Source organism: Arthrobacter sp. P1_A5, from assembly GCF_056406825.1.
This window is the reverse complement of record NZ_JBFTZL010000101.1, coordinates 1-13,589: the sequence shown is the minus strand read 5'-3', so window position 1 is coordinate 13,589 and position 13,589 is coordinate 1. Positions and strand designations below refer to the sequence as shown.

At 67.5% G+C, this 13,589-nt stretch carries 14 protein-coding genes and 1 pseudogene; 8 read left to right on the top strand and 7 right to left on the bottom strand.

Features of this window, described 5'->3' with window-relative positions; translation table 11 throughout:
- Window positions 1–1,558: sensor histidine kinase (locus AC1D1S_RS13795; RefSeq protein ID WP_476994716.1), on the top strand; the 1,558-nt coding region annotated here is incomplete at its 5' end.
- Here AC1D1S_RS13795 and AC1D1S_RS13790 read toward each other — a convergent pair.
- Both AC1D1S_RS13790 and AC1D1S_RS13785 read right to left on the bottom strand, forming a co-directional pair.
- The gene (locus tag AC1D1S_RS13790; RefSeq protein WP_028276795.1) at window positions 1,506–2,216 is read right to left on the bottom strand and encodes a response regulator transcription factor; all 711 of its coding nucleotides are present in this window, start codon (window positions 2,214–2,216) and stop codon (window positions 1,506–1,508) included. The two genes, AC1D1S_RS13795 and AC1D1S_RS13790, sit on opposite strands and share 53 nt — an antisense overlap.
- Before the next feature lie 96 nt (window positions 2,217–2,312).
- Window positions 2,313–2,558 carry a hypothetical protein gene (locus AC1D1S_RS13785; protein WP_230008878.1) on the bottom strand — a complete coding sequence of 82 codons (246 nt, stop codon included), beginning with the start codon at window positions 2,556–2,558 and terminating at the stop codon, window positions 2,313–2,315.
- A 307-nt stretch (window positions 2,559–2,865) separates the two neighbouring features.
- On the opposite strand from AC1D1S_RS13785, the gene AC1D1S_RS13780 reads away from it, so the two are divergent.
- Together AC1D1S_RS13780 and AC1D1S_RS13775 are read left to right on the top strand one after the other, a co-directional pair.
- Window positions 2,866–3,168, top strand: a complete 303-nt coding sequence (locus AC1D1S_RS13780) for a DUF4193 domain-containing protein (protein ID WP_028276793.1) — start codon at window positions 2,866–2,868, stop codon at window positions 3,166–3,168.
- Window positions 3,169–3,387: 219 nt separating this feature from the next.
- Entirely contained in the window at window positions 3,388–5,658 is a 2,271-nt protein-coding gene (locus AC1D1S_RS13775; RefSeq protein WP_476994715.1) for a putative bifunctional diguanylate cyclase/phosphodiesterase, read from the top strand.
- Window positions 5,659–5,695: 37 nt separating this feature from the next.
- On the opposite strand, the gene AC1D1S_RS13770 is transcribed toward AC1D1S_RS13775, so the two are convergent.
- On the bottom strand, window positions 5,696–6,643 hold the full coding sequence (locus AC1D1S_RS13770) for a cation diffusion facilitator family transporter (protein ID WP_028276791.1): 948 nt from the start codon (window positions 6,641–6,643) through the stop codon (window positions 5,696–5,698).
- A 203-nt stretch (window positions 6,644–6,846) separates the two neighbouring features.
- Here AC1D1S_RS13770 and AC1D1S_RS13765 point away from each other — a divergent pair, with 203 nt between their 5' ends.
- The 3 genes from AC1D1S_RS13765 (at window position 6,847) to AC1D1S_RS13755 (ending at window position 8,621) form a co-directional block, all read left to right on the top strand.
- Window positions 6,847–7,209: a cupredoxin domain-containing protein gene (locus AC1D1S_RS13765; RefSeq protein ID WP_476944475.1), complete on the top strand. Its 363-nt coding sequence runs from the start codon at window positions 6,847–6,849 to the stop codon at window positions 7,207–7,209.
- A 44-nt stretch (window positions 7,210–7,253) separates the two neighbouring features.
- Entirely contained in the window at window positions 7,254–7,664 is a 411-nt protein-coding gene (locus tag AC1D1S_RS13760; RefSeq protein WP_253906775.1) for a hypothetical protein, read from the top strand.
- A gap of 141 nt (window positions 7,665–7,805) precedes the next feature.
- A complete protein-coding gene (locus tag AC1D1S_RS13755; RefSeq protein ID WP_476994714.1) occupies window positions 7,806–8,621 on the top strand; it encodes a CDP-alcohol phosphatidyltransferase family protein in 816 nt (271 codons plus the stop codon).
- Here the strand turns inward: AC1D1S_RS13755 and AC1D1S_RS13750 are convergent.
- Entirely contained in the window at window positions 8,618–10,120 is a 1,503-nt protein-coding gene (locus tag AC1D1S_RS13750; protein WP_476994713.1) for an FAD-dependent oxidoreductase, read from the bottom strand. The two genes, AC1D1S_RS13755 and AC1D1S_RS13750, sit on opposite strands and share 4 nt — an antisense overlap.
- Before the next feature lie 28 nt (window positions 10,121–10,148).
- Window positions 10,149–11,588, bottom strand: a complete 1,440-nt coding sequence (locus tag AC1D1S_RS13745; RefSeq protein WP_476994712.1) for a DUF2252 domain-containing protein — start codon at window positions 11,586–11,588, stop codon at window positions 10,149–10,151.
- A gap of 324 nt (window positions 11,589–11,912) precedes the next feature.
- Between AC1D1S_RS13745 and AC1D1S_RS13740 the strand changes: the two genes are divergently transcribed.
- Window positions 11,913–12,242 (top strand): carboxymuconolactone decarboxylase family protein, encoded by a 330-nt coding sequence (locus tag AC1D1S_RS13740; RefSeq protein ID WP_028276785.1) that lies wholly within the window; start codon window positions 11,913–11,915, stop codon window positions 12,240–12,242.
- Window positions 12,243–12,323: 81 nt separating this feature from the next.
- Window positions 12,324–12,902, top strand: coding sequence for a TMEM175 family protein (locus AC1D1S_RS13735; protein WP_028276784.1), 579 nt, complete (start codon window positions 12,324–12,326; stop codon window positions 12,900–12,902).
- Between the two features lie 28 nt (window positions 12,903–12,930).
- Here AC1D1S_RS13735 and AC1D1S_RS13730 read toward each other — a convergent pair whose 3' ends face one another.
- Window positions 12,931–13,278, bottom strand: a complete 348-nt coding sequence (locus tag AC1D1S_RS13730; protein ID WP_243177798.1) for a GNAT family N-acetyltransferase — start codon at window positions 13,276–13,278, stop codon at window positions 12,931–12,933.
- A 97-nt stretch (window positions 13,279–13,375) separates the two neighbouring features.
- Window positions 13,376–13,589: pseudogene (locus tag AC1D1S_RS13725) on the bottom strand (pirin family protein); the annotation flags it as partial.

Sequence of the window (13,589 nt, the reverse complement as noted above, 5' to 3'; positions counted from 1 at the left end):
CCGCCGGGGCGCCGGCCGGGCGGGCGGCGCCGGCAATGCGGCCGCGGTGGTTGTCCCGAACCGCGCATTGACGCATTCTTGGAGCATGGCACTGGGCAAACGGGCCCCCTCCGGCCCCGCCAGGGGCGAGATTCGATGGGGCGTGCGGAAGCGCTCGACGGCGGTCGCCGTCGGCGTCGTAGCCGTGGCGCTGCTGCTCGGCGGCCTCGTCCTTCTGGTCCTGCTGCAGGCGTCCCTGGCGCGGTCGAGCGACGCCGCAGCCCAGCAGAAGGCCCTGGACGTGATCGCCGAGATGGAGGACATGGACATCGAGGATGGCCGCGCCTACATCGTTGACACCGCGCATGCGGGCCAGTTCGTCCAGGTGCTGGATGCCGAAGGGTACGTCCTGGCCAGCTCGGACCCCGAGGTCGCCAACGCCCCCCTGTCAGCCCAGCGGCCCAGCCCGGGCCAGACCATGACCCAGGAMGTCTCGAGCCTTCCGAGCATCGGGGACACCGACGACTACCACATCGTCACCGTGGGAGCACGGACCGGCACGTTGAGCTACACCGTGGTGGTGGCCCAGGCCTCACAGATACAGGCGGACACCATTTCCACCGTCGCGTGGTTCATGCTGGGAGCCACGCCGCTGCTGCTCGGGACCGTGGCCGTGTCCGTATGGCTCCTGGTGGGCCGTTCCCTCCGCCAGGTTGAGCGGATCCGTGGCCAGGTGGCCCGGATCAACGCCGAGCGGCTGGATGGGCRCGTCGACGTCCCGCCCACCAACGACGAAATCCACGCCCTGGCGCTGACCATGAACACCATGCTGGACCGGCTGCAGGCCTCGGACACCGAACAGCGCAGATTCGTCTCGGACGCCAGCCACGAGCTGCGCAGCCCGTTGGCCACGCTGAGGGCCGGAATCGAGATCGCGGCGGCGGACCCGACCGGGGCGATGTGGCTTCAGATGAAGGATGTCCTCTCCGAGGAGACGGCCCGCATGAGCTTCCTCGTGGAGGACCTGCTGACACTGGCCAAAGCCAATGACGGCGGCCTGCGCGTAGAGCAGAAGGACGTCGATCTTGACGACGTGCTGGACCAGGAGATCCGCCGGCTGCGGTCCACCAGCCGGAACCGGATCTCGGTGGAGCTCGTTCCGACCCGGATCCGCGGCGACGCCCGGCGGCTGGCGCAGGTCCTCCGGAACGTCCTGGACAACGCCGACCGCCACGCCCTGTCCCGGATCGCCGTGGACCTGCACACGGCCGGGGACCGGGTCATCCTCACTGTCGACAACGACGGCGACCCCATCCCGGAGGCGGACCGGGAGCGGATCTTCGAACGGTTCGTCCGGCTCGATGGCAGCCGTTCCCGGGAAGGCGGCGGCAGCGGACTGGGCCTGGCCATCGCGGCGGGAATTGTGGCCGCCCATCATGGGAGCATCCGTCCGACGGACGGACCGGCGGGTCACTGCCGCTTTGAGATCACACTTCCCCTTCCGGAACCTGTGGAGCCGGCCGACGTCACTCCTCGCGACTCCCGGCGGCACGGGGTTCAGGGGTCGGGTCGGCGCTGAGCAGATAGCCCATGCCGCGCACCGTGGTCAGGCTGTGGATCCCGAACGGGACATCAATCTTGCGCCGAAGGTAGCCGATGTACACCTCAACCACATTGTTCGCGCCCTCGAAAGCCGGATCCCAGACGTTTTGCAGGATTTCCGCCTTTGAGACGATCTGGTCATGCCGGCGCATCAGATAATGCAGGAGCCCGTACTCCCTGGCCGTGAGGCTGATGAGGGTGTCGCCGCGGCGCACACTGTGGCTGACGGGGTCCAGGGACAGCGTGCCAAGCGTCATGATGACAGGCCTGGCGGGCGCTCCGCGCCGGATCAACGCCCTGATCCGGGCCACCAGCACCAGGAAGCTGAACGGCTTGGTGAGGTAGTCATCAGCGCCCAGGTCGAAGGCATCGGTCTGGTCGTATTCGCCGTCCTTGGCCGTGAGCATCAGCACCGGAGTCCACACCTTGCGTTGCCGCAATTCCTTCAAGACGTCGTAGCCGTTCATCCGCGGCAGCATGAGGTCCAGCAGGATGGCATCGTACGCGTTCTCCAGCGCCGCCGCGAGTCCCCGCACGCCGTCGTGGGCGACGTCGACGACGAACCCCTCGTTCCTCAGCCCGCGGCGGACTGTCTCCGCCAGGGCGTCCTCATCCTCCACCATCAGGATCCGCAATCCAGCCCCCTCCCTTTGGGCCAGTATGGCCCTTCCGGGGCCGGGCTGGAAGGAACCTCGCGGGCCCAGTGGGAGGGGATGCCCGTCGCAGTTCGGTCAGGCCTGTTGGGGAGGACCGAACAGCCACCCCGAAACGTCGCTGCGCAGGACCACGTGCGGTCCGCCGGTGGAACTGACGCTTCCGTTGGGGACGTAGTAGCCGCGCCCGGCTCCGGGGCCGCCGGCGGCGCGGTCGATGGCGTCGGTCAGGCGACGGGTCAGGTGCCCGCTGGGGCCCAGGGACCGCAGTTCATTAAGTTCGTCCTGCGTGAGCCGTCCCAGCACTGCAGCAATATCGGCCATGGTGAATCCTCCCGACGGATGGTGCGGATGGTGCCCAAGGTGGATGGTGCCTAAAGAATCAGGCTAGGGCAGCCAAATTAACGGCACGTGACGCCCCGGTGACCAGTGGCGAACAAAGCAGGAAGGCCGGCGTCGCGGGCGTCCGCCTCCGGGTGTCATGAGCGTCACTGCCGCGACTGCCCCGGTCCCCAGCATTTACACGGCGTCATGCTGTACGGTTCAATCCCGGAGATCCGGAGATACAGAGATACGTAGATCCGGAGAGACTCCGAATCACACGCCCAGCAACTGAAATGAGTATCACCAGGTGGCAACCGATTATGACGAAGTACGCTCCGACGTCGCGGAATCCCGCAACGCTTCCCTGGAGGCGCTCCGTTCGGCGAATGCGCCTGACGCGCGAAGCGTTGTCCGCGAACTAGACGAGGCCGATACCTCCGAAGGCGTGGAACTGCCGGGGGCAGACCTGTCCGGCGAGGAACTGACCGTCACGGTCATCCCGCAAAAAGAAGACGAATTCACGTGCTATTCCTGTTTCCTGGTGCGGCACCGGTCCCAGTTGGCCAAGGAGAAGGCCGGCCACGCCTACTGCGCAGACTGCCTCAGCTAGAGCCCCCGGCAGGACCGGCTCAGCCGGTCCGGAAACGTACAGCCCGGCAGGTGTGGTTCCGGCACCGGACGCTGCCCGCCGGGCCGCCCGTCGAATACACTTCTGTCACATGCTTCACAATAGTGTCGGGAGGCGGAAGGACATGACCAGCCGGGGCACGTTCGGCTACGCTCCTGTTTGACGATGCGGCGACGGCCGGCACACGGCCGGAGGCTGATCATGCGTAAATCCACCAGCAGCTTGGCTGACCCTGCTGCTGCGCCGCCGTCGGCCGCCGACGCCAACGACGCCAATGGACCCGAACGATCCGACGGGCCGGCGGCCACCCGTACCCCCGGCACCGGCAAACCCGCCCGCGCAGGGAGCCTGCAGCGCGAATGGTCCAGGGCCTTCATCCTGGTGCTCCTTGCCCTGCTCGCCGGGGCCGCGGTAACCCTGGTCGGCGTCCGTTTTGTCACGGACCAAATCCAGCACGCTGCCGCACAGCACCGCGTCGAGTCGGAGGCCATCGCCGAGCTCCGGACCGGCATCGAGACCCACGAACAAGCCGGACTCCAGCTGTTGTCCGCCCCGGCAGATCCGGCCGCTTTTTTGCTGCAACAAAAGGACATCTGCGCCCAGTTCGATGCCACCGCCCGGATCCTGCCGGAGGCGTACGGCATGCGGGCCACAGTCCGCGAGGCCCGGGCCGCGTGGCAGGAGGGACTGTCCGCGCACAATCTCTGGGAAAGCCAGGTGGCCACTCTCCACGGCAACCGGGTGGCGGAGGCGCCGGCGTTCGCCGCGTCCAGCGCCAGGGCCCGCGCCCTGCTCGCCGACGTCCGTCGCGCTTCGCTCGACGCGCTGGACGACGGCGTCGCCCGTGGGGCCGGGCTTCAGCAGATGGTATCGACCGTCCGCACGGCCCTCTTTGCGCTGGCCGCGGGCGGGGTTTTCTTTTTCCGACGGCGGATGACCAAGTACCTGATGCGCCCCGTGGAGGGTCTGTACCGCGGGGTCCTGAAGCTGCAGTCCGGTGATTACAGCCACCGGATCAGCGTTGTCCGCAATGACGAACTTGGGCAGCTGGCCGAGGCCTTCAATTCCATGGCCGCCACCGTGCATGACAACCACCTGGAACTGACCTTCCGCGCCACCCACGACCCGCTCACGGGACTGGCCAACCGGGCAGTCCTCACCGAACGCCTCACCGCCGCGTTCGACCCCGGGGCAAAGAACCCGGAAGCAGCTGGCACCGAGGTCTGCGACGGGCATGAAGGCCTGCTGGTCATCGACGTCGACGACTTCAAAGACGTCAACGACTCGCTGGGCCATGAGGGCGGCGACGCGTTGCTCATTCAGCTGGCCCAACGGCTGCGGGGCTGCGTGCGCGGGCATGACCTCGTCGCCCGGCTGGGCGGCGACGAATTCGCGATCCTTGTGACGGATGRGGGCGGCACGGCGAYGGACGACGTCGCACGGCGCATCCAGGACACGCTGCGGGACCCTTTCTGCATCGATGACGTCCGGCTGAAGGTAACCGTCAGCATGGGCGCCGCCCAGCGCAGCGCCGGCACTGCAGATCCGGCCGAGCTGATGCGGCAGGCGGACTTCGCCATGTACATGGCCAAGCACGGCGGCAAAGGCCGCTACCAGCTCTTCGATGCCCGGGGGTATGACGAAATGACCTACCGGGCCGCTCTCCGGGCGGACCTCGCCACAGCCGTGCAGGCCGGGCAGTTGCGCCTCGACTACCAGCCCGTGGTGAATCTCGGCACCGGTGAGATCGCCGGGGTGGAGGCCCTGGTCCGCTGGGAGCACCCGACCCTGGGCCGGCTGGGACCGGCCGACTTCATCTCCTTGGCCGAGGAAACCGGCGAGATAGGCCCCATCGGCTGCTGGGTACTGGACACCGCAAGCCGTCACGTCGCCGGCTGGCGCCGGTCCCCGGGCACTGCCGAAGACTTCTGGGTCTCAGTCAATCTTTCCACTCTTCAGCTTTCGAGCGACCGGAACCTGGCAGCCCTGGAGCGCATCCTGGCCCACCCCGCCTCGCAGGCCGACAAGGTGATCCTCGAGGTCACCGAATCGGCCCTGGCCACGAGCGCCGACGGCGGGGTCGCTGCCCTGAACCGGCTGAAGAGCTTCGGCGTCCGCATCGCAATCGACGACTTCGGGACCGGTTTCTCCTCGCTCAGCACGCTCGCTGCGCTGCCCGCGGACATTCTCAAGATCGACCGTGCCTTCCTGTCCGGGCTGCCTGGGGACGCCCCGGCCGCGGCGATGCTCGAGGGCATTCTGGAAGTGGCCCGGAAACTGGACCTGGCCGTCATCGCCGAGGGCATCGAGCACACCGGGCAGCTGGATCTCCTGCGCTCGCTCGGCTGCGACATGGGCCAGGGCTTCCTTCTGGCCAGTCCCAGCCCGTCTCCCGTTCTCGAGGCGCTGCTGGCCTCCGGGGCCCGCCTGCAGCCGCCGGCCGGCATGGACGCGACGGCGGCCGGCGCCTGAGCCAGCCGAAGGACCGGACAGGCGGTCGGCGTTGTGCTCAAACGGCGGGGAAGTCCAACGAGGGCTCGTCCGCGGTGGCGAGTGTCAGCACGGCCTCTTCCACGGTTTCGTGGTCCTCAAGTTCGCGTTCAACGCGGCGTAGGGCCACGGCGACGTCGTGTTCCCGGAGATCTCCCTGTATGTCCACGGCCGCCACGACGTAGAGCTTGCGCGGGCCGACGTATTCGAGATGCAGGTACGTGATGCGTTCGATCTCTGGGTGTTCGAGGAGGCGGCGGGCCATGCTGCCCTCGATATCGCCGGTCACGGCTTGTCCCACCAGGAAGCGCCGGTTCCGCTCGATCAGCACGACGGCAACCACGGCCAGGAGGATGCCCACCAGAATGGACCCCACGGCGTCCGGCACGGAGGACCCCGTGACCTGGTGCAGGAATATCCCGGCGAAGGCGATGAGCAGGCCAACGAGCGCGGCCCCGTCCTCGGCGAAGACGGCGCGCAGCGTGGGGTCGGAGCCCTTGAGGACCTGCTCGAGGGTGTTCCGGTCAAGCTCTCGCGCCGCCTTCCGGTTTTGCCGGAACGCCTGGATGAAGGACACGCCTTCAAGGACGAACGCGATGGTCAGCACCAGGTAGGCGATCCCATAGTCACCTGGCGGTTCCGGGGTGATCAGCTGCTGGATGCCGTGCATCACCGACACCACCGCGCCGGCCGTAAACAGGCCAAAGGCGGCGATCATTGACCATACGTAGGCCTCGCGCCCGTAACCCATGGGGTGGGCTTTGTCGCGTTTCCGCGCGGCTTTCCGTTCGGCGATGAGCAGGAAGACCTGGTTGCCGGTATCGGCCCAGGAGTGGGCCGCCTCGGCAGTCATGGACGCCGAGCCAGAGATGAGTGCGGCCACTGTTTTGGCTGCCGCGACGAGGACGTTCGCTGCAAAGGCAATCAGCACTGTGAGCGATGCTGACCAGGACTTCTTACGCTTCACGCAATTTTCCCTCCCTCGGCTGCAGGATGCATGCCAGTGACTACGCTATCTCCCCGGGCTCTCCCGGACCGGCGTTCGACGCCGACTGGTTCCATTCGTGCCGGTCAGGCGCACAATATAGCTAGTACGTTCATCCGCTCGTTTCCTCAAGCCGCTCGGGGTGGTGCGCAATGAATGCTCGTCGGAAGCTGTCGTCGCTATTGGTGCTCCTGATCTTGCTGGGCACCGGCGGGTGCGCCGGCGGCAGCGGATCGCCGGCGTCGACGTCGGCGCCCCCACCCGGCCCTGCCTACGGGGCCGGCCCGACGGCGGGCACCGCCGCCGCCACCATCACCATCAAGGACTTCGCCTACGGCGACCCGCTCACCGTGGCCCCCGGCGCGGCGGTCACCGTCACCAACATGGATGCCGCGGCGCACACGGTCACGGCTGACGAAGGTTCAGCGTTCGATGCCCAGGTCAAGGGCGGCGGCACTGCCACTTTCACTGCGCCGACGAAGCCCGGATCCTACGCGTATCACTGCACCTACCATCCGGGCATGCACGGGACGCTGGTGGTCAAATGAGCGCCCAGAGCCCCGGACGGACCGTGCGGGTCCATACGGCCGGMATGACACTGCGAATCCTCACGGCCGTTGCCCTGTTCATTGACGCCGCCGTCCACATCCACCTGGCCCCGGGCTACCAGGCGGGGAACTCCGCGGGAATCGGCCAAGGGAACCTGTTCCTGCTGGAATCGGCTGCCGCTGTGCTGGCCGGGTTGTACGTGCTGCTGCGCGGCAGCAGGGCGGCCTTCGCCGTCGCATTCGTCGTCGCGCTGAGCGCCTTCGTGGCCGTGGTGGCCTACCGTTACGTGAATATTCCGGCGTTCGGGCCTTTCCCGGCCATGTACGAGCCCATCTGGTTCTTCGAGAAGTCCGTCAGCGCCGTGGCCGAAGGCGCCGGCGCCGTCCTGGCGGCCATCGGTTTCGTCCGGGCCGGACGGCGGACGAACGGGCAGGGCGCCCAGTCCAAGCACTGACCAACCCCGGGCCGCGGACTTGCTAGCATGTGGGCGGGGTGGTTCAGGCTGAAGTCGTTTGCAGTAGGCACGAAACAAGAGGACACGGCGTCTACAGGCACGGGATCAGCAAACGTGCCCGGAAGCCGGCCTGCAGAACCGATGAGGGCCACTGCTTCCCCGGCGCCAGGGCAGACCGGGCCAGGATCGGCAGCCGCCCGCCGTGCCGTGGCGGATGCCGGCACCGCCGTCGGCGCCTATCTTGTGGCCTGGGCCTGGGCCTGGGCCTGGTTCGGCGCGGCGGTCTTCAGGGATCCTGTTCCCTGGCTCCTGGCCCTGGCGGCGGGGGCCGCGGTGATCATCCGGGCCGCCGGCTCCGTTTTGCGGCGGAAACCGCGTTTTTCCACCCGCGCGGACCGCGTCACCCTCGGCCGGGCCGGCATCGTGGCCTTTTGTGCCGCCGAAACGGTGGTGGGGTTGATCGCCGGAGCCGGACCAAGCCTTCTGGTGGTGGTCCTGGGCACGGCCGCGTTCCTGCTCGATGCCGTGGACGGACGGGTGGCCAGGTTCACGGGTTGTGCCACGGCCGAGGGTTCGCGCCTGGATTCGGATACGGACGCCGCGCTGGTCCTGGTGCTGTCCTGCGCGGCGGCGGGAAAGTTCGGCCTGTGGCCCCTGGGCATCGGCCTGATGTACTACGCGTTCCTCGCAGCGGCCTGGTTCCGGCCGTCCCTGAAGAACCCGCTGCCGTCCAGCACTGTCCGCAGGGTCATCGGAGCCGCCCAGCCGGCGGCCCTGCTGTTCGCCCTGTTGCCGGCGGTGACTCCGGCGCTGGGAGCCATGGTGCTCGGGCCGGCGCTTAGGCTGCTGGCCTTTTCATTCGGGCGGGACGTGGTCAAGCTGGAACGGCTCCGGGCGGGACGCGCTTCGGCCGCCGGCTTCCCCGCCACCCGGGCCGGTTCACCCGCAGGAACCTAACGCGGTGCGGGTCTCGGCGCCAGGTCCTTCGTCGCCGGGCCCTGGATGACGGCGCCGTCGGCGGCAAACCGCGAGCCGTGGCAGGGGCAGTCCCACGTCGAATCGTCCGCGTTGAACGCGACCGTGCAGCCCAGATGCGTGCAGATGGCCGAGACGGCGAGGAGGTCCCCGGCAGCGCCAGCGTAGACGGCGGTCATTTCGCCGTCGATCTCCACGACGGTGCCTTCGCCGGGTCGCAGCCCGGCGACGGCCGGTTGGGCCGGCAGCCGGTGTGGGGGCGGCTGGTCCGGTTGCTGCCGCACCCCGCCTGCCTGGCCGGCGGAAGGGCGGTTGGTATCGAAAACCGCGGCCCAGGGGTTGTGCCGGCCCGACAGGGTGTCGGCCAGGATCAGGGCGGCAGCGGTGCCGTTGGTCAGGCCCCATTTTCGCAGGCCGGTGATCACATGAAGGTGCGCCGCCGTCGGTGTCAAAGTCCCGGCGTAGGGCAACCCGTCGACGGGCATGTTGTCCTGCGTGGACCAGCGGAAGCTGGTCTCCCCGGTGCCGAGGCGTTCCCGGGAGAAAGCCGCGAGGCGGCGGTACCGCGCGGCGGCATCGCTGGCGTCGGCGGCACGGTGCCCCTCGCCGCCGGTGAGAACGAACCGGGCGCCCTCAATGTCGATCGCCAAGATGGAGCGCATCGGCTCGTCGACGCTGATGAAGGTCCCGTCCAGGGGCACGGCAGGTGCCAGGCTGGCAACGACGTAGGAACGGTGCAGGTAGCAGCGCCCGGCAAACAGCCCGGCGTCGCCAACGGGGACGTTGGTGGCAATGATCACCTCGCGCGCCCGGACGGTGCCGCTCCCGGTCTTGACGACGGCGGGCACCCCGTCGCGGACCGAGGTGACGCGCGAGTCCTCCAGTACGTGGCTTCCGCTCCCGTCCACGGCGCGGGCGAGGCCTTGGAGGTATTTCACCGCGTGGAGTTGTGCCTGGCCGTCGAACCGGACTGCGCCCCGGGTACCGAACGRCAGCGGCACCTCGGAGGTAAAGACAGCTGGCAGGCCGAGCCGTCCGGCCAGGGCCGCCTCGCCGCGGACCCTGGCGAGGGCGTCGTCGGATTCGGCGTAGGTGTAGTTGGACACCCTGCGGAAGTCGCAGTCGATGCCCTCCTCCGCGACGACACGCGCAATGTGCTCGATGGCGGCCTGGTTGGCCTGCCCGTACGTGCCCGCGACGTCCGGTCCGTGCCGGTCCGCGAGTTCGGTGTAGGCCAGCCGGTGCAGTGAGGTGACTTTGCCGGTGGTGTGCCCCGTAACGCCGGTGCCAATGCGGGCTGCCTCCAGGACCGCGACGGTGCTGCCGGCGCGTTTGAGGGCCAGCGCCGCCGTCAGGCCGGCGATCCCTCCCCCGACGACGGCGACGTCGACCTCAAGATCCGTGTCCAGGGAGGGATAGCGGGTGGTACCGGTTGTGGCGAGCCAGAGCGAAACCTGCCGTCCTTCGAGCCGTTCACCCACGGCGGCGCCTTCTGCTGAACATCCGGAATCAGAGGCCCTCAGTGGCTTCCAGCCGCCCCGAGCGAACCGCATCGGCGAAGGCCTCGTAGTCCTTTTCGTTCTGGTCCGCGTACCGCTCGGAGAAGTCGGTGATGGAGCGTTCGAACTTGTCACTCTTACCGAGGTAGGACGCGATCGCGATGGGGTCGCCGGACCGGGCGTGGGCCCGCGCCAGCGTCCAGCCGCAGGCGTCGGCATAGAAGGTCATGCCGAGCGGCTTCATCCCTTCCACAATGGCTGAGCCCTTCATGTCACGCAGTTGGCGCCAATACAGGTACCGGTTGTCCTGTACCCCCTTGGTCCATCCCAGGAAGATGTCGCTCGCGGCCTGCATCATCCGCTGGCCCTGCACCACACGCTCGCCCGGCTGCTTGAACTTGCTCTTCGGTAAGTGGTCCTCGAGCACCGACCTCGTCGCCTCCTTGACCTGAAGAAACAGCGGATCCTGCTCATCCCGGCCCTGGAGCAAGGCGATGAACGCCCGCGTGCCGACACTGCCGACGCCCACGACCTTGCGGGCGACATCGATGACTTCGAAGCGCTCCAGCAAGATTCGTCGGTCGTCTGGCAGCGTGGCCCGGTAGGAACGGAGCTGCTCACGAACCGCTTTCTGAATCCCATCCGCAGACATGCCGAACGATTCACCCAGCTCCCGCGAGGGAATGACGATCGGCGGCTGGCTGACGATCCGGTACTCCCCGTCCACCCGCTCGGCGAGCTTGGAGAGTGCCTGCAGGCTGTCGCGGGTGTGGGCCTTGGCGACGTTCTGTTTCGCCGTCTTTTCCATGCCGTGGGCTGCCTTCTTGAGGGCCTTGCCCTTTTGGGTTGCCACGGCCAGCTCTATGGTTTCCATCAGCTGTTCCTCGGACAGACGGGCGTACCAGATGTCCAGGGTGCCCATCTGTGCGAACTCTGCCATCGCCTCGCGGTAAGCCCGAACGGCGGTGAGTGTCGCGTCGCGCGTTTCTTCCTTGGTGAACGCGTTGTTCCGCGCCGCGATGGTAAAGCTCGCGGCCATGCGTTTGACGTCGTACTCGAATGGGCCGGGCAGAGTTTCGTCGAAATCGTTGAGATCGAACAACAGGGTTCGCTCTGGTGAGGCGAAGACGCCAAAGTTGGATAAATGGGCGTCCCCGCACAGTTGGGACACCAGGCCGGCCCGGGGAGTGTCTTTCAGATCGGTTGCCATGATCTTGGCGGCGCCCCGGTAGAACGTGAACGGTGAGACCAGCATCCGGCCGTGCCTCACCGGAACGAGGTCCTGTTCGCGGGTGAGGTTCTGTTCCTCGAGCAGCGCGACCGGATCCGGGCGGTCGGACGCGGGGACCCAGCCTGCGTGGCTGGAGACGGGCGTCTTTTCCYGGCGCCCCTTGCCCTTCGCAGCACGCTCCTCGACGCTCGGATGCTTGACTTTTTTGGTCTCGGCCATGATCGGCGACCTCCCTATTAGGTCCGGAACCGCCACCGGCACTGCTTGCCTGGGTCAGTCCCCGCCGAGCGCGCCAATGCGTCTCGGCTCAAGCTACTGCGATTCTGGCCCCGAACCGGCCCATCGTCAACGCATCGCTGATGGATCCCGCAGCGCAGGCTCAAAACGCCATCTGTTCCGCAGCCGGGCGACTGACCAATCGATTCATGCGGTTCGGGTGATGCCACCCCTGGTCGTGGCGGGTTACGTTCATGACGAGTCGGGCCGATCCGCTCACGTCGCGTCACTCGGCGCACACCACTGAAACCAGATGGAGACATAACCATGGCCGAAGAAGAAGCACCTGTTCTCGCCGTCCTCGCCGACATCACCGCCGTTTCGCTCGAACGCTCCACCCTTGAGCCTCGCGAACTGATGCTGGCCCGGATTGCGGCGCTCGCGGCGGTCGACGCCCCGGGCGCCTCCTACCTGTTCAACGCCGGTACCGCCGTGGACGTCGGCATCACCTTGGAGGATGTCCGCGGCGTCCTGATCGCCGTTGCACCCATCGTCGGCACTCCCCGGATCGTGGCGGCGACCACCAATCTCGTCCAGGCGCTGGGCTTTGCCCTCGAAATGGCGGAGGAAGAACTCGAAGCAGGGACCCGGGACTAGTACCCTTACCTACGAACCGCACGTCACGGCGTCGGCAGTTCCTCGTTGCATCTGCCACGATGCCCTGATTAAAGGCGGCCCATGAACAAGAACCGGCTGGAGGCCTTCAGCGACGGGGTGCTGGCGATCGTCATCACCATCATGGTGCTGGAGCTTCACGTCCCAGCCGAACCGACCTGGCCGGCCCTGCTTCACGAGCTTCCAACCCTGCTCAGTTACCTGCTGAGCTTCATCTATGTCGGGATCTACTGGAACAACCACCACCACATGCTGCATCTGGCCGGGCGGATCAACGGTGGGGTGCTCTGGGCAAACCTGCATCTGCTGTTCTGGCTCTCCCTCATCCCCTTCACCACCCGGTGGATAAATGACACGGGCCTGGCCGAGGTACCCGTCCTCGTCTATGGGCTGGACCTGCTGTTCGCCGCCATTGCGTACTACATCCTGAAAACAACCCTGATCCGCCAGCAGGGACGCGGCGGCGCGCTGGACCGGGCCATGGGGCAGGACTGGAAGGGCAAGGGATCGCCCGCGCTCTACATCGCCGGGATGGGGCTCAGCCTGGTGAACCCGCTCTTGGGGATCGCCGCCTATTCGGTGGTCGCCGCGATCTGGCTCATCCCGGACCGGCGTGTGGAGCGGTTCATCGCGCACACGTGAGTCCAGAGGCGCATCTGTCCCGGGGCGGCTACTGCCGGACGCGTTGAGCCAGCGAGGCGCTCAGGAACCGCAGTTGAGCCGGGGCCGGCTTTACCACGTGGGCCGCGTAGCCGGGGTGCTTGCCCAGGAACTTCTTGATGTAGGGACACACCGGAACGATCGTGAGGCCCGCGGCGACAGTCTCATCGAGTGCCTGTGCGGCCAGCACCCCGGCCAGCCCGCGGCCGCCATATTCCTCGTTGATCTCCGTGTGGTAGAAAATCCGCTGGCCCGCCCCGACGTCGTCCACGTAAGCGGCCTGGCCGATCACGGTGCCGGCGTCGAGCACTTCGAAACGGCTGCGCTGCGGGTTGTTACTGATGGTGATCGTGGTCAATATGGTCTCCTTGAGCGGGCCGGATTGGCCCGGCAGTCGGGCTTACGGGTGCAGGGCCGGCTGGGCTTGCCAGTATGGGCCTGCCGGAATAGACAGGTCAGCCGCGGGGCCGGATGTGGGCATTCGGCAGGGCCGGGGCCGGGAGAGCTGCGGGGCCGCCGGGCGGGAACGGACCGAACCGCAGGTCGGATGCTCGGCCGCCGGAGCCCTCAGTGCCGGCGTCCCCAGTGCCTGAGTCATCAGTGCCGGCGTCCGCGCCGGCGTCCGCGCCGATCTCGGACTGCCACTGGGTCCTGTACGCAACGATCTCC